Origin of the sequence: Bacillus cereus group sp. Bce019 (assembly GCF_051781745.1) — a bacterium.
GTDB lineage: Bacteria > Bacillota > Bacilli > Bacillales > Bacillaceae_G > Bacillus_A > Bacillus_A cereus.
This window is the reverse complement of sequence record NZ_JBPWJX010000003.1, coordinates 337,757-352,599: the sequence shown is the minus strand read 5'-3', so window position 1 is coordinate 352,599 and position 14,843 is coordinate 337,757. Positions and strand designations below refer to the sequence as shown.

The following is a 14,843-nucleotide window of genomic DNA, read 5'->3' as shown; positions in this document are numbered from 1 at the left end:
TAACTTATGAAAAATGTCACATAACTAATGGTAAGCAATTGTTTCTAATTATATTTTGATTGGTGAAATGTAAAGGAGGTTATTATATGATTTGGTCTTTAATCGTCGGTGGTATATTAGGATGGCTTGCGAGCTTAATTACTGGAAAGGACGTACCTGGTGGTGTAATTGGTAATATTATTGCTGGTATTATAGGTTCTTGGGTTGGTTCGAAATTACTTGGTAGTTTTGGTCCAGTCATTGGCGGATATGCAATTATTCCAGCTTTAATCGGTGCGATCATTTTAATTTTCATCGTAAGCTTCTTATTACGAGCAATGCGAAAATGAATGTAAGGACTGTTTACATTTGTAAGCAGTCCTTTTTATATGTTATGCTAGTATTATACAATCAGGAGGTGTCAGCATTGAAATCATTTACAGTAAATTTCCATCAAGAAGATAATGCAAAAGCGACAACAGTACATAAATTAAGTGAAGAGGACTTCAATAAAGCAACTGAAAAAGGTACTCGTCATTTATTTGATTTAGATACAAACGTTGGCTTCTTCGTATTCTTTGATGCAGAAGATGCAGAAGGAAATGATCAATACTTAATGTTACAATATGAAGGGGATCATGAAGAACCAACTGCATGCTACGGATTTGATTTAAAACTATACTATCAATTTTTAGCACTATACTTAAACGATCTTGAATTCCAAGGCGAAACAGATGAGGAAGAGGAAGAATACGGTCCAATTCATCATTTAGCGCATTTACTTTATCATATTGTTGAAGATGGTAAATCAATTGAAGTGTAATATACATATTTGAAGCTGCTCTTTTTGGGCAGTTTTTTTATATGACATTAAAATGGTGTACTGTAAGCTAAATAAGGTGAAATTTTAATCAGTGGGGGTTTTGTTCATTCCCACTGATTATCAGCCCTCACCAATTTAGCTTTTACGGGCAGCAGGGCCCCCACCTAACTTCTTTGTTTCCGCTGAATTTTGAGGTGGGGATCTTACTGCCCAGCAAATAGCGGGATAAATTAATAATAGAAATTTATTTATTACTTTCATGTTAGCGTCGTAAAACACCTGTTATAATGATTGTAATTAAATTCTTGGAGGCTAATTCTATGCTTGTAGATGTAAAAGCTTTTATTAAAGCTGCAGGTTTAGCATGTATTTCATCATTAAGTGGAGATAACACGTTTGCTTATAATTTTGAAACAGTAAAAAACACTATCGCTACATTTTTTAAGAAGCTAAGATTTACCGTTTAATTTCATTTCAACCAGTAGGAAAAGAGTAATCACTTCCTACTGTTTTTTTTGTTTCAAGGAGCTGTTGTGACAGCGTGTTTTAAGTTATAGATAGAGGATATTATCATCGAGAAGAGAAGGTTTAAAGAAGGAGATGAATACGATGATTAACAATATAATTCCAAGTTTTTTAAAATTATGGGAAAGTGACGATTTAGAATTAGAAGTCCTTAATTAATACTATACTTCGCATCCGGTTGATTATCGAAATGAATAAAATACAATAGGGGGTAAAAATGATGAAAGTATATTTCAAAATAGTTATGTTATTTCTTGCTTTTACATGCACATTTGCATTAGCAGCATGTAAAGGGACAGACGAAAAAAAGGAAGCAAATCCAGCCTCGGAAAATCATAAAAATGAACAAAGCAATTCTTCAGAAGAAAAGAAAAATCTTGAAGCAAAACCAAGTAATGAAAAAACAACAAAACCATCAGCTGAGCAAGATTCGAAAGATAGAACACTTAATCAAAAATCAATTAACCACGTTAAAGATTTGTTTGAACTAGCAAAAGAAGGAAAGGTACCTAATGTGCCATTTGGAGCCCATACAGGGGATATTGAAGAAATTGAAAAAGCGTGGGGGAAAGCAAATAAAACCGAATATGCAGGGAATGGAATGTACGCAACTTTTACAAATAAAAATGTTGTTTTCGGATTTAATAAAGGGTCACAAGTTTTTGATGTACGCTCATATCATGCAGAACTAAAATTGATTACATTACAAGAAATTGAAAAAGCATTAGGAAAACCATCTTCAGTTAAAGAGAATGGTGAAGATAAAATATATGTATACAAAGTAAATAACCAGTATGAATTGAAATTTGTCATTCCAAAATCGACTGGTAAGGTCGATCATATTTCCGTATTTTCGCCAGAGGATAGTATTAATAAAATGGCAGGATAAGAAATTAAGTGATTTCAAAAACACCTCACTTTCTTGAAGTGAGGTGTTTTTAGTTGTAAACAAGGAACGTCTCCTGTCATATAAAACATACTTTCATATGCGAAATACTTCACTTTTATTTTTTAGCATTTATCCAATAAGAAATGTTGATCTACTGAAAAAGTAGTAACCTATAAATTATGTGTAGGATGGTTCACGATTTTTTTACGTTCCAAACTTTGAACAAATAGCGCTTGAACAATACCTCCAACTAATAAGAAGCTAGCACAAATATAAAACAGCATACTTCCATTTAACTTACTTAATATAACTGCACCAATAACTGGTCCACACGTTCGAGATATATCCCAGTGTATACCGTAAATTGAAAAATATAAACCACGTTTATCATGAGGTGCAATTTCTGAAACGAATCGTAATAAATGGTTTAGAGCAATACTTTCTCCAATGACTAAAAAGAGTAAGGTGAAGAATAACGACAATATCGTCGTTGAATAACTAAAGCCAACTGCAGCTATTGTATAGCAGGCGTAAGAAATAAGGATGATTTTCGCCATAGAAAATCGTTCAGACCATTTTACGAGGAAGATTTGTAGAATGATTTCCAAAATGGCTTTGCATGTTGAAATAAATGCGAGTATGAATACGAGATTAGGAAATACATGTTCTGCAAAAATACGATAATTCGTCTCAGTTTGTGCATAAAAAAAACTAATAGGAAGTGTAGAAACCATAAGACCGAATATGGCGTAATGTTTAAAAACAAATTGCTTTGGTGAACTTGCCTCAACTGTTTGTTTCGACTTACTTATAGGTGGAATAGTTTCTGGGAGCTGGGTCCAAACAACAACGGCATATATCGTAAGAGTTACACTTTGCACGATAAATAAATATTCTGGGTGAGTATTATAAAAACTTGCACCGATTAAAGGGCCGACTACGGATCCGATTGCTCCCATCGTTTGTAGGAGAGCAAAAATTTCTGCTTGCTGCTCTTGTTTTGTTAAATCAGCAATTTGTGCACGTTGAGCTGGAATATATAAGGAACGGCCAATACCATTAATGACATATAACAGTGCAAATATAAAAACGGATTGAGCGAAAACGAAACTACCGATTGCAACACCTTGTAGTAATAATCCGAGTAACATAATCTTTTTTCGGCCATATTTATCAGTAATTCCTCCAGCAATAAGTGTAAATAAAATGTCTGAAAGTGGCTGCAGTCCGAAAATCAGCATAGTTATTATTACATTGCCGTTTAACATTTTATTGACGTAAATAATCATAATGAGAGCTAACATAGATTCAGTCGTTCGGGTTAATAATTCACCGCACAGTCTAATGAAAATAGGTTTATTGTAACGAAGTAAGAGATAATTCAATATTAATTCCTCCTTTCTATATTGAAATGATAAGATGAAAGGAGAGTTGGAAAAAGGGTAGAAACAATAGGGAGTATTTTTCACCTTTTAGGGGGAGTATGATGTTTATTTTAGATCAATACATTGAACTATGGATTGCTTATGGAAAAGGGAAAAAAGAGGGAGAACGATTGGAAGTAACAGTGCAAAATATATCTGAAACATTATTTTGCACAGAGCGTAATAGTAAATTAATTATAAAAAAATTAGATGATTTAAATTGGATTAAGTGGTTTCCAGGTCGCGGCAGAGGAAATCGTTCTAAGTTAATATTTCAAAAGCACCCGATTTCTTTAGTTTTAGATAGAGGAAAAGAAATAACGAAAAAAGGGGATGTGAAAAGCGGAAGCATATTTGTGGAACGCTATAGCTCGCATTTTCCATCGGTAAAGGGAGAATATCACTGCTGGGTGGATTCAATATTTGGTCATAAGGTTGAAATGACATCTGAAGGGAGAAGAGATGTACTCCGGTTGCAAGTACAAATGAATTTAGATATCACATTAGATCCTGTATACGCTACAATGCGTTCAGAATGCCATATGGTAAAACATATATTCGACACACTCGTGTATGTAGACGGTAATACAAACATTATAGAGCCAAGACTTGCATTTCACTGGGAATATAATGACGCTGAAAAAATATGGACGTTTTACTTACGAAAAGGAGTTCACTTTCATAATGGAAAACAACTTACTGCACATGATGTTATATACTCGTTGAATCGATTTATGAAGCTGGAAAATAATGCACACGCATGGATGTTACAACACGTTGAAAATATCCGTTCAGTGGATGACTACGTTTTCGAAATTCAATTACATACGGAAAATCGAATGTTTTTACATATGCTAAGTGCAGAACAGTGTTCTATCGTGAATGAAGATGAAGCAGGAGGGTTAATTGGAACAGGGCCTTTTCAATTATATAAAAGTAATGAAAATCTGTTCATTTTAGAAGGACATCCTTTATATTTTCGTGAAAGACCTTTTTTAGATCGTATTGAGTTGTGGAATGTAGAACAAGGTGTAAGTACATACGATGTTTTAGTAAAGGCGCAGTATAAAGATAAAGAAAAACATAATAAAGAATTGTCTCGGCTTGAGTCGAACGTGACATATATAACATGTAATCTTACGAAAGAAGGACCAATGCAAGATGCGTTATTTCGGAAAGCGTTATATCAAATCATTCATGGTTATACAATCGTTCAAGAACTCGGCGGAGAACGTGGAGAAGTGGCAAAGAAACTAATATTAGCAAATGAAAGCATAGTAGATATTGACGAAGATATCGAAAGTTTAATTAAAAGGAGTACTTATCATAGTGAAGTGCTACAACTCTACACATTTACAGGACGAGATCATGTTGAAGATGCACAATGGATACAAAAAGAGTGTGCGAAGTACGGGATTCGTGTAGAAAATAATTTTCTTGAGATAGAAGAGCTATTGGAAGTAAGTACGATACAAAAGGCCGATATGATGCATGATAGTGCCACAATAAGTGAACGAATAGAAGATAGTTTATTATATATGTTTCTTACAAAAAATAGTTTTATTCATGGACAAAGCAGCATGGACTTTCATGAAAAGTTGTCTCCTTATTTTAGACAAGAAGAATTAGAGAAAAGAGTTACACTGTTACGCGATATCGAGGATACTTTGTTACGTCAAATTCATATTATTCCTTTATATCGTAATAAACAAGAGGTAAGTACACATGAAAAAGTTCAAAATATAATGATTAATTCACAAGGTTGGATTGATTTTTATAATATTTGGTTTAAATCTTGATATATAAGGGCTTTTGCACATTTTCATAAGATGTGTAAGAGCCTTTTTTTATGTGAGAATAGGTTTGTTTTACACATTGTTACGCTACTTGTGATAAAAGTCTATTTACAGCGTAACAGTGTTATGTTACATTGTTATCAGGAAGGAGTGTTATACAGTTGAGTACAGATTTAATTTCAAAAAAAGATTTATTAGAACTAACTGGTATTTCATACGGACAGTTATATAGGTGGAAAAGAAAAAATTTAATTCCGGAAGATTGGTTTGTACGAAAATCAACGTTTACAGGTCAAGAGACATTTTTTCCGAAAGAAAAGATATTAGAGCGTATCGATAAAATCCAAACGATGAAAGAGGATTTATCACTTGATGAACTAGCGAACATGTTTTCACCGAGTGTGAGAGAAATTCTTTTAACAAAGGAAGAGATTTTACGCAAGGGGATTGCATCAGAACCAGTTTTACAATTTTTCATAGAACAAACGAATAAAACAGCAGAGTTTCAATTTGTAGACATTCTTTATGTGTACATGTTAGAAGAATTACTACAATCAGGAGAGATTAGTTTAGAAGAAGGAAAAATGGTCTTGCAAGTTTTACGTGAAAGTTATGAAGCAATGAAACATAAAACTTGTGACTTAATCATTGTCCGAAAGTTAGGTATTTCTACATGTTTATTAGTTTCAAACGTGGACGATTTAATTTTTGAAAAAGGCACCAAAATCGTTTTACGCGAAGCGATTATGAAATATACCGAAGCATTAAAAACTAAATTGTTGTAGTGGAGGAGAAAGTATGCGTACAGATAATTTGATTATAAATGGTTACGGTTCATCGAATGGTGGCGAGTTTCATAAAGTGCAATTAAACGGAAAAGGAACTGTGAATGGAAATGTTGAATGTGAGCAATTTGAATGTAACGGTTACGGTGCAGTTACTGGCGATTTGAAAAGTAGCAGTGCACGAATTAGCGGATCTGGTAAAGTTGATGGCACAGTTCATGCTGAAACGATGCGAATTGATGGAAAAGCAACAATTACGCAAAATGTAAAAGCAAACAGTTTGAAAATTGCAGGAAAAGGTACGATAGGTGGAAATGTCACTGGTGAAGAATTTAAAGTCAATGGTCAAGCTACAATTGACGGTAATTGTGAAGTGGATACTTTTTCTTCAGAAGGACAATTTACAATCGGTGGTTTATTAAGCGCAGATGAAATTAATATAAATATTCACGGTACATGTCGAGCGAAAGAAATTGGTGGTCAAACGATTAAAGTAAGACATAGATCAGGTACATTTAGTAGGCTATTTAAAACAGTATTTGGCTTGCAGTTAGAAGCTGAACTATTAGAAGGTGACAATATCGATATTGATTATGCTCACATAAGAACGGTAAGAGGAAACAATGTTACAGTAGGAGCAAACTGTGAGATTGAACTGATTGAATATACGGGTGTTCTTACTGTTGATAAAAATGCAAATGTAAAAGAAATTAAGCAGGTTTAACGGAAGGGAGAAATCAGTATGGAACATCCACATAGTCTCACAGTAAATGGTTCTGGTAATTCAGCAGGCGGAGATTATAATAAAGTGAAGATTCGCGGTGAAGGAACAATTACCAATGATATGAGTTGCAATGAGTTTAAAACGTACGGAACGAGTGATGTACGCGGTAATGTGAAAGTGAAAAACTATGTCGTGTATGGAGATAACGAAGTACAAGGAAATGTAGATGCGGAATATGTAAAAGTATATGGTAATACACAAATTCATGGTGATGCTCATATTGAAAAAACAAAAGTTAGAGGTATGATAGATATTGCAGGAAAGTTTTCAGGTGATTTCGTAGATGTAAAAGGTGCTTTAAATGTGAAGGGAGATATTGAAATAGAAGATTTATCATTAACTGGTGGTCTTGAAAGTGCTGGATTACTTAATGCTGAAAATATTCAAATCTCACTTCGTTATGAAGGCAGTAAGGTAAGAGAAATTGGTGGTAAAAAGATTACTGTTCGTAAAAAAACGAGATTTATTCCTTTTACTAGTCATGCTGGAAACCTCCAAACTTCGATTGTTGAAGGAGATGATATCTATTTAGAACATACGATTGCTGAAGTTGTAAGAGGCAACAACGTCACAATTGGTCCTGGATGTGAAATTAGTGTTGTAGAATATCATACTAGTTTTAATCAAAAAGGTAATGCAGTCGTAAAAGAACATAAACAAATATAAGTAGTATGAGGGAGAGCAAGAGATATGGTTGAGAAGAATAATAAGCTCGGCTTTGTTGTGGCGGGCTTATTGCTAGGTATTTTAATGGCATCGATGGATAATACCATTGTCGTAACGGCGATGGGAACAATCGTTGGTGACTTAGGAGGCCTCGAAAACTTTGTATGGGTCGTTTCTGCCTATATGGTCGCAGAAATGGCAGGCATGCCGATTTTCGGTAAGCTATCAGATATGTATGGTAGAAAGAGATTCTTTATTTTCGGTTTAATTGTCTTTATGATTGGTTCGGCACTTTGTGGTACTGCTGAAAATATTACACAGTTAGGTATTTATCGTGCCATTCAAGGTATTGGCGGCGGGGCATTAGTGCCAATTGCGTTTACTATCGTTTTTGATATTTTCCCACCTGAAAAACGCGGGAAAATGGGTGGCTTATTCGGAGCGGTATTTGGATTATCTAGTATTTTCGGGCCATTACTTGGCGCTTATATTACCGATTACATTAGCTGGCACTGGGTATTTTATATTAACTTACCACTTGGCATTTTAGCACTTATTTTTATTACATTCTTTTATAAAGAATCACGCGTTCATAGAAAGCAAAAGATTGATTGGTTTGGTGCAATTACTTTAGTTGGTGCAGTAATTTGTTTAATGTTTGCTTTAGAACTAGGTGGACAAAAATATGATTGGGATTCTAGCTTTATTTTAAGCTTATTTGGTGGATTCGCCATTTTAATCATCGCATTCATTTTTATTGAACGAAAAGTAGAAGAACCAATTATTTCATTTGAGATGTTTAAGCAGCGCTTATTCGGAATGAGTACAATTATTGCTTTATGTTACGGTGCTGCATTTATGTCAGCAACTGTGTACATTCCGTTATTTATTCAAGGTGTATACGGTGGTACCGCAACAAACTCAGGATTATTACTTTTACCGATGATGTTAGGATCAGTCGTAACAGCGCAGTTAGGCGGATTTTTAACAACTAAACTTAGCTACCGAAACATTATGATTATTTCTGCGGTTATTATGCTAATTGGACTATTCTTATTAAGCACGTTAACACCAGAAACAAGTCGTGCATTATTAACAGTTTATATGATTATTATCGGATTTGGAGTCGGTTTCTCATTCTCTGTACTAAGTATGGCAGCTATTCACAACTTCGGTATGGAACAGCGCGGGTCTGCGACTTCAACGAGTAACTTCATTCGTTCGTTAGGAATGACACTAGGCATTACAATCTTCGGAATGATCCAAAGAACAGGTTTCCAAGATCAATTAGAAGAAGCATTTAAAGGGATGAGCGGGGGAATGAATACAAACGCTTTAGGGGATTCAAGAGCTATTCTATCAGAATCGGCAAGATCTCAAATCCCTCCGCAAATATTAGATAAGATTATTGACGCTCTTTCTAGTTCAATTGTTCAAACATTCATGTGGGCATTGGTACCAGCTGGATTAGCATTCATATTCATTTTCTTTATGGGAAATGAGCGCATGGTAATTAAGAAACAACAAACGAATAAAAAGAGTGAAACATCAAAAGCGTAATGAAAAAGCTCCTTTCTAATTGGAAAGGAGCTTTTTCGTATGTACGGATTTAGATTAGCCTTCGATAATTTCGTATTCTTCGTCTGCTAATAGTAAAATTTGTGTTTTCTTACCTTTGTTTTGAACTTCGATTACATCGTAAGCACCTAAGTCTCTTACTTTGCTTTGAGAAGCGTTAACCATAACTTCAATAGAATCAATTAAGATATCTTCTTCAATGTATGATTCAGGCAATGCCATATCTTCAGTATCTAATACACATGCGTATAGATTTTGTAAGTTTTCAGCAGTTGGGTTTTGTTCCTCAACATCAATGATGTTTTTTACTGCTTCCATATTTTCCTCTTTTGCTTGGTATACTTTAATTTTAGCCATTGTTTTAATCTCCTTTATAACGTAATCGTAGAGGCTACACCTTATTATAACGTTTTTTTTATGAAAGATGAAATTGTTATATGTATTTATAGTAAAAATTATGTGTCCTTACTCAAAAATGGTGTGATTTCCATATAAATGTACGAGTAGGTAACGATATTACTACGTTAACGTTATATTGTCCAAGCTTTTCTTATTTTCTTCTCATATATATGTAGTAGCAATTCTATATAGAGAAGGGATGGAGTGTAAGTGGGGTGTGAACCGAAACGTGATTGTGGGTGTTGCCAAAATAGTATATGTGAGTTTTTACAGAGTCTAGAACCGTATACAAAAGTTGAAAGTATCATAATAGCAGGAAACGAAATTGCTGTATCTTATTTTCTTTCATTTAATAAGAAAACAGGTATCGTATCATTCGTACAAGAAGACAATGAGGTTATATTTGTCGATTGTTCAAAGATTGATGCAATTCGAATAGGGAAAGTATGTAGTTGCAAAACAAAAGTTAAATATATTGAAGAGGACTTTAGCTTGCTAGGAAATGTTTGCCCGCATTGTTTAACGGAGGGGAGTACAATCTTTTTCGATTTTAACAATCCTGAATTAAATGTGTCTTTCCAAGCAACAACAATTAATCCACCTAGATGTACTGAATTTACAGATGATCTCGGGAATGTAGTAAAGCAAATTACTATAGTAGGTGAGGCGAGAGTTTCTAGAGATTTTGTTCAAGTACCTGAACTGGTAGGTTTTCGATTACTTTTATCACATCCAGCTGGAGACCCTTTAAACTACGGATTATTATTTATTAATTTTCCTGATACGATTTTTATTTTTATATTGGCATCAAGCGGATACCTTTCCATTTCGAACTGTTTAAAAATAGAGGGCGGAACTGGTGATGCCGAAATAGAAGAGATGAAAAAAATGATAGAGGATGACGTTAACACGTACAAATCAGTTGTTAAATTGACTAAAGTATATAAGAACGGTGAGACGGAATCTTTTATTTATAAAAATGAGTTATAACACATGTATTTAAATGCACCCTCAAACTATTGTTGAGGGTTGTTACATAATTAATTATGTTGGTCCTTCAAACCGTTTGTTAACGGGTAAGAAATATATTTATTGTTGACTTATTTTATATGTTGATCATTTCATAGTTAGTAGATGTTATAATCATTTTATGTTTACTGATATTTTATAAATATTCGAAGTTTTAATTTAATAGTCAATTGCTTTTATGATGAACAGGTGGGTATGTATATGAATACGAATTATGGAGCGCTCATGAAAATGTTAAGAGTAGTTGATTCTAAAGAAGGCGGGAATGTAAATGATGTATGAAGCGAATATACATACAAGAAAAAAACTAGTTTCTATGTTTGAGGATTTCAATAACGTTGTTTTACTTTCTTATTTACAAGGGCATATGGGTACTGCTTGGGTAAATGATCTTGAAAATCCAAAAGTAGCACAAGTTACGGTAGGGATTTTTACATTTTACGCTGGAGACCCAAATACGAAAGAAACAGAAGAGTTATTACGTAATATTCCAGAAAGAATTTTAGTTATCGTAAATAGTGAAGAGTGGAAACAACGCTTAGAAACATTCCATGAAAGAAAAATAGATAAGTTTTTACGTTATAAATTCAAACGAAATCCAGAAGTTTTTAATCGTTCAAAATTAAAAACTTTTATATCAGCACTTCCAAAAGAATATGAGTTAAGAAGAATAGACGAGTATATCGCAAATAGCCCTACATTACATAAGATATCTGAAGATTTCACAAGTCAATTTCATTCGGTAGAAGATTATATAAACCGTGGTATAGGTTATAGCATTTTATATAACGGAGAAGTTGTATGCGGTGCATCCTCGTATAGTATTTATAATGATGGGATTGAAATTGAAGTTGCGACTGATCACAATCATAGAAGAGAGGGCTTGGCAACTGTAGTAAGTGCAGCTCTTATATTGGATTGCTTAGAAAATGGAAAGTATCCAAACTGGGACGCAGCGAATACTACATCTGCTAAACTAGCAGAAAAGTTAGGATATGAATTTGATAAGGCATATGATACTTATTTTGTGGATAATAGATGAGTGAAGGAGTTACATACTAAAAAATAAATACGCCCTAGTACGTAAGTCTAGGGCGCATTTATTAGTTGGTAAATATCTTCATAACAATCATATCATATTTTATCTTTTGAATGTTTGGAATTAAAGATATTTATGTGACTTTTTGAAAAAATAAAAGAGCAGCTAGCAAAAGCCAACTGCTCCTCTCCAAGGGGAAATGGAGAAATACAATCATCTTATCTATAGTATTGACGGAACATAGAGTTTTAATCAAAGCCCGATTGGTGAGGGATTTGATTAAAACTCTCACTGATTAAAGTTTCACTTTATTACATTTACAATTTAAATAGTAGAACGTGTTTATCGTAGTTCTCCAAACACCAATTATATTTTTTTAGAATAATTGGATGGACTGCTTCTGTCGTAGTATCGACTTCAGTATATCCATATTTCTTATAAAAGTTTTCTAATTCCTCAAAAGGAAGACAATATACATTTTGTATTTGTGATTTTTTCGCAGTTTCTACTAAAAATGAAACAAGCTCACCAGCTAATTGAAGCCCTCTAAATTGAGGCAGAATAAAAATCCCGCCCATTTCTAAAGTATCTTCATCTATTTGGACTAATCGGCCAACACCTGCATACTCGTTGTTATATGTAATAATTGCAACTTTATCTCTCTTTAAATCACTTCGTACAAATCCTATTGAGTCATATTGACTATTAATCCATTTTAAATCGTTAGATGTGGCCAATTGAATACTCATATATATCCTCCTTCGGAATACTAGCGCTCTCTTCATTATATAGAACATAAGATACTATATCAAAGGAACCTTGAGGTAGCCCATTTGTTTAAGTTATTAGTTAAAAGTGTGGGGTTGCTGGCATTGAAATGATGGATTCACCAAACATAGGATAATAATCTTGTGAATTTAGTGTTACATAGTCAAAATAAAAATTAATTCATGCGTTCGGTAACGCACGATGGTTTAAGTGTAGAGAAGATCATAGGGGTATTTTAATTAGTAGCTACTGTATTCATTGAAGTTATTAAGGAAATGTCGTAATCCCTAGCCTTAGTGATACAAATCAGGGTTTAGTAAAAAAACTCTTCCTGAAAAAGAGGGGGATTAAAGATAGGAGCACTTCGAAAAGTGCCCTTCAGTAAACGACTACTTATTCTAAAAAGAAAGGATGCAATATATTATATGAAGTTTAGTGTATTTAAGTATGGGTCTTTTATATAAATGTGAAATAAAAGAGGGGTGTCTTCTTATTAGAAGGCAGCCTTTTGTTATTAGAAAAAAGAATTAGAAGTAAAATAGAAAATCAAGTTACTTGTCCAAACAAATTTTTTAAAAATACATAAAATGCTAGTAGTTAGCCAATATTTTCATATTGCTAATTTTTTAGTCTAAAAGGGGTGATTTTATGTGTGAATGTGAAGTTTGTAGAAGAAAGAAAAATCGGGATCCATTAAACCGGGAGTTTGAGCCGAAAAAACGAGTTCCTGAGCCAAAAAAAGAGGATTGCGAGCCAAAAAAAGAAGATTGCGAATCATTAAATGATTATTCGTTTAGTAAAAATGCAAATTTTTTAGAGGAAGCTATACAAACAGATGAAATCGATCAAATTTCTGAGGAATATATTGAAATAGTTGATTCAGCAGATGTACAAGTTACTACTACAGATACAAAAGCTGCGCTATCTATCCAAGCGGCATTACAAGCAGCTATCGTAGTTGTAGTAAGTATTTCTATAGCAGATAGTGAAAAGGCAGATAAAATAACACAAGAATTATTTCAAAAATCAGCTATTAAACAAATTAATAGACAAAAAACATTTATTAAAAATTCTAGAAACGTAACCGTAACAACTACTGATACAGATATTGCAGTGAATATTCAAATTCTCCTTCAAATTTTATTAGCGCTATTAGTTAAACTAAACATTTTATAAAGTTTAGCTATAAGGGTTCACTCTAAGTAAATATTTTTTGTTGTAATATGTGGTACAAGCTTGGACTTCTCATTATGACCGAATTAATATTCAAGATTTATGGGAAATTAAGTGTGGAAAACTACACAATAACAAAGATGAACTTATTATTTAACAGTGAATAAAACTTAAATATGTGAAGTAAAGGAGGGCTGTCTTCGTATTAGAAGACAGCTTTTTGATTTTATTAGTAAAAAAAGTAAAAATAGAAGATTAAGTTACTTGTCCAAGCAATTTTTATTTAAATACATATAATGCTGGTAGTTATTTGAAATTTTTATAGAAAACTGATAGGAGTGAACATTGTAAATGGATGATTTAAATAAATTTTCTTCCTTTAAGTTTGATAAGGATCAAAAGAATATAATTATAGACCTTTTACTCTCAGATATTTTTAATAGGCATGGGATAAATGAAGAAAAATTAAAAAATTTATCACCAGAAAAAAAGCAGCAAATTAAAAGTATTGTTTCTGAAATACAATCACAAGTTAATAATTATTTAGATTGAAGGGGGGTGAACATATGGACAAAACATGTCATTCAGATGAAAATAAAAAGTGGAGTGCATTAGATTCCTCAAATCCTCATCCATCTTTTAAAAATGCTAGCGTTTCAGAAGCAGCTGCGCAAGAAAGTAAAACGTATCAAATTTCTGAAGAATCTATTACAATTGTAGATTCCGCAGATGTAGAAGTTACTACTACAGATACAAAAGCTGCTTTATCTATTCAAGCAGCATTACAAGCAGCTATCGTGGTTATAATAAGTATTTCTATAGCAGATAGTGAAAAAGCTGACCGTGTAGCACAAGAACTGTTTCAAAAATCATCTATTAAACAAATTAATAAACAAGAAACTGTTATTAGAAATTCTAGAAATGTTACAGTTACGACTACGGATACAGACATAGCAGTAAATGTTCAAATTCTTCTCCAAATTTTATTAGCTTTACTAGTAAAATTAAATATTTTATAAAATGTTTAACTTGTTTTTATCTAGTGATTCTTACAGGTGAATATTCACTGTTTTAATTATAGTACAGGCTATAAATATTTATCATAACTGGACTAATATTCAACATCACCAAAGTATGAATGTAAACAAACAATTTGATGGAAAATAAAGTTTGGTTATTTTATGAA

General features: G+C 33.0%; 17 protein-coding genes. 14 read left to right on the top strand and 3 right to left on the bottom strand.

Annotated elements, in window-relative coordinates:
• The first annotated feature begins 86 nt into the window (after positions 1-86).
• From ACS2QP_RS08020 to ACS2QP_RS08005, 4 genes are all read left to right on the top strand, one after another.
• On the top strand, positions 87-329 hold the full coding sequence (locus tag ACS2QP_RS08020; protein WP_000638306.1) for a GlsB/YeaQ/YmgE family stress response membrane protein: 243 nt from the start codon (positions 87-89) through the stop codon (positions 327-329).
• A 77-nt stretch (positions 330-406) separates the two neighbouring features.
• Positions 407-802 (top strand): hypothetical protein, encoded by a 396-nt coding sequence (locus tag ACS2QP_RS08015; protein WP_000834883.1) that lies wholly within the window; start codon positions 407-409, stop codon positions 800-802.
• Between the two features lie 320 nt (positions 803-1,122).
• On the top strand, positions 1,123-1,269 hold the full coding sequence (locus tag ACS2QP_RS08010) for a chorismate mutase (RefSeq protein WP_326264678.1): 147 nt from the start codon (positions 1,123-1,125) through the stop codon (positions 1,267-1,269).
• 275 nt (positions 1,270-1,544) lie between these two features.
• Positions 1,545-2,216: a YjgB family protein gene (locus ACS2QP_RS08005; protein ID WP_002025942.1), complete on the top strand. Its 672-nt coding sequence runs from the start codon at positions 1,545-1,547 to the stop codon at positions 2,214-2,216.
• Positions 2,217-2,386: 170 nt separating this feature from the next.
• Here ACS2QP_RS08005 and ACS2QP_RS08000 read toward each other — a convergent pair whose 3' ends face one another.
• Positions 2,387-3,601 carry an MDR family MFS transporter gene (locus ACS2QP_RS08000; RefSeq protein ID WP_438882309.1) on the bottom strand — a complete coding sequence of 405 codons (1,215 nt, stop codon included), beginning with the start codon at positions 3,599-3,601 and terminating at the stop codon, positions 2,387-2,389.
• A 101-nt stretch (positions 3,602-3,702) separates the two neighbouring features.
• On the opposite strand from ACS2QP_RS08000, the gene ACS2QP_RS07995 reads away from it, so the two are divergent.
• The 5 genes from ACS2QP_RS07995 to ACS2QP_RS07975 all read left to right on the top strand — a co-directional run bounded on the left by ACS2QP_RS07995 (position 3,703) and on the right by ACS2QP_RS07975 (position 9,231).
• Entirely contained in the window at positions 3,703-5,439 is a 1,737-nt protein-coding gene (locus ACS2QP_RS07995) for an ABC transporter substrate-binding protein (RefSeq protein WP_153582118.1), read from the top strand.
• 158 nt (positions 5,440-5,597) lie between these two features.
• The gene (locus ACS2QP_RS07990; protein WP_119683549.1) at positions 5,598-6,221 is read left to right on the top strand and encodes a YhbD family protein; all 624 of its coding nucleotides are present in this window, start codon (positions 5,598-5,600) and stop codon (positions 6,219-6,221) included.
• A 13-nt stretch (positions 6,222-6,234) separates the two neighbouring features.
• Positions 6,235-6,945, top strand: a complete 711-nt coding sequence (locus ACS2QP_RS07985; RefSeq protein WP_001258384.1) for a bactofilin family protein — start codon at positions 6,235-6,237, stop codon at positions 6,943-6,945.
• An 18-nt stretch (positions 6,946-6,963) separates the two neighbouring features.
• The gene (locus ACS2QP_RS07980; RefSeq protein ID WP_017673238.1) at positions 6,964-7,671 is read left to right on the top strand and encodes a hypothetical protein; all 708 of its coding nucleotides are present in this window, start codon (positions 6,964-6,966) and stop codon (positions 7,669-7,671) included.
• Positions 7,672-7,695: 24 nt separating this feature from the next.
• Positions 7,696-9,231 carry an MDR family MFS transporter gene (locus ACS2QP_RS07975; protein WP_000229612.1) on the top strand — a complete coding sequence of 512 codons (1,536 nt, stop codon included), beginning with the start codon at positions 7,696-7,698 and terminating at the stop codon, positions 9,229-9,231.
• Positions 9,232-9,285: 54 nt separating this feature from the next.
• Here the strand turns inward: ACS2QP_RS07975 and ACS2QP_RS07970 are convergent, their stop codons facing one another.
• Positions 9,286-9,606 (bottom strand): hypothetical protein, encoded by a 321-nt coding sequence (locus tag ACS2QP_RS07970; protein WP_001062733.1) that lies wholly within the window; start codon positions 9,604-9,606, stop codon positions 9,286-9,288.
• 252 nt (positions 9,607-9,858) lie between these two features.
• Between ACS2QP_RS07970 and ACS2QP_RS07965 the strand changes: the two genes are divergently transcribed.
• Both ACS2QP_RS07965 and ACS2QP_RS07960 read left to right on the top strand, forming a co-directional pair.
• The gene (locus ACS2QP_RS07965) at positions 9,859-10,638 is read left to right on the top strand and encodes a BC_2878 family exosporium-associated protein (protein WP_000501710.1); all 780 of its coding nucleotides are present in this window, start codon (positions 9,859-9,861) and stop codon (positions 10,636-10,638) included.
• A gap of 310 nt (positions 10,639-10,948) precedes the next feature.
• Positions 10,949-11,719: a GNAT family N-acetyltransferase gene (locus tag ACS2QP_RS07960; RefSeq protein WP_088338710.1), complete on the top strand. Its 771-nt coding sequence runs from the start codon at positions 10,949-10,951 to the stop codon at positions 11,717-11,719.
• 314 nt (positions 11,720-12,033) lie between these two features.
• Here the strand turns inward: ACS2QP_RS07960 and ACS2QP_RS07955 are convergent, their stop codons facing one another.
• On the bottom strand, positions 12,034-12,465 hold the full coding sequence (locus tag ACS2QP_RS07955) for a GNAT family N-acetyltransferase (protein ID WP_000027166.1): 432 nt from the start codon (positions 12,463-12,465) through the stop codon (positions 12,034-12,036).
• A gap of 667 nt (positions 12,466-13,132) precedes the next feature.
• Between ACS2QP_RS07955 and ACS2QP_RS07950 the strand changes: the two genes are divergently transcribed.
• The 3 genes from ACS2QP_RS07950 to ACS2QP_RS07940 all read left to right on the top strand — a co-directional run bounded on the left by ACS2QP_RS07950 (position 13,133) and on the right by ACS2QP_RS07940 (position 14,676).
• Complete coding sequence (locus ACS2QP_RS07950; RefSeq protein WP_127064007.1) at positions 13,133-13,660, top strand: spore coat protein; 528 nt, start codon at positions 13,133-13,135, stop codon at positions 13,658-13,660.
• Positions 13,661-14,008: 348 nt separating this feature from the next.
• Positions 14,009-14,209, top strand: a complete 201-nt coding sequence (locus tag ACS2QP_RS07945) for a spore coat protein W (protein WP_000342253.1) — start codon at positions 14,009-14,011, stop codon at positions 14,207-14,209.
• A gap of 14 nt (positions 14,210-14,223) precedes the next feature.
• Complete coding sequence (locus ACS2QP_RS07940; protein ID WP_000361676.1) at positions 14,224-14,676, top strand: spore coat protein; 453 nt, start codon at positions 14,224-14,226, stop codon at positions 14,674-14,676.
• The last annotated feature ends 167 nt before the right edge of the window (positions 14,677-14,843 follow it).

Bases quoted from the DNA above. Each gene is read 5' to 3' on its own strand.
- ACS2QP_RS08005 (WP_002025942.1), top strand. From the start codon at position 1,545: ATGATGAAAGTATATTTCAAAATAGTTATGTTATTTCTTGCTTTTACA.
- ACS2QP_RS08020 (WP_000638306.1), top strand. From the start codon at position 87: ATGATTTGGTCTTTAATCGTCGGTGGTATATTAGGATGGCTTGCGAGC.
- ACS2QP_RS07950 (WP_127064007.1), top strand. From the start codon at position 13,133: ATGTGTGAATGTGAAGTTTGTAGAAGAAAGAAAAATCGGGATCCATTA.
- ACS2QP_RS08010 (WP_326264678.1), top strand. From the start codon at position 1,123: ATGCTTGTAGATGTAAAAGCTTTTATTAAAGCTGCAGGTTTAGCATGT.
- ACS2QP_RS07975 (WP_000229612.1), top strand. From the start codon at position 7,696: ATGGTTGAGAAGAATAATAAGCTCGGCTTTGTTGTGGCGGGCTTATTG.
- ACS2QP_RS07980 (WP_017673238.1), top strand. From the start codon at position 6,964: ATGGAACATCCACATAGTCTCACAGTAAATGGTTCTGGTAATTCAGCA.
- ACS2QP_RS07985 (WP_001258384.1), top strand. From the start codon at position 6,235: ATGCGTACAGATAATTTGATTATAAATGGTTACGGTTCATCGAATGGT.
- ACS2QP_RS07940 (WP_000361676.1), top strand. From the start codon at position 14,224: ATGGACAAAACATGTCATTCAGATGAAAATAAAAAGTGGAGTGCATTA.
- ACS2QP_RS07970 (WP_001062733.1), bottom strand. From the start codon at position 9,606: ATGGCTAAAATTAAAGTATACCAAGCAAAAGAGGAAAATATGGAAGCA.
- ACS2QP_RS07955 (WP_000027166.1), bottom strand. From the start codon at position 12,465: ATGAGTATTCAATTGGCCACATCTAACGATTTAAAATGGATTAATAGT.
- ACS2QP_RS07995 (WP_153582118.1), top strand. From the start codon at position 3,703: ATGTTTATTTTAGATCAATACATTGAACTATGGATTGCTTATGGAAAA.
- ACS2QP_RS07945 (WP_000342253.1), top strand. From the start codon at position 14,009: ATGGATGATTTAAATAAATTTTCTTCCTTTAAGTTTGATAAGGATCAA.
- ACS2QP_RS07960 (WP_088338710.1), top strand. From the start codon at position 10,949: ATGATGTATGAAGCGAATATACATACAAGAAAAAAACTAGTTTCTATG.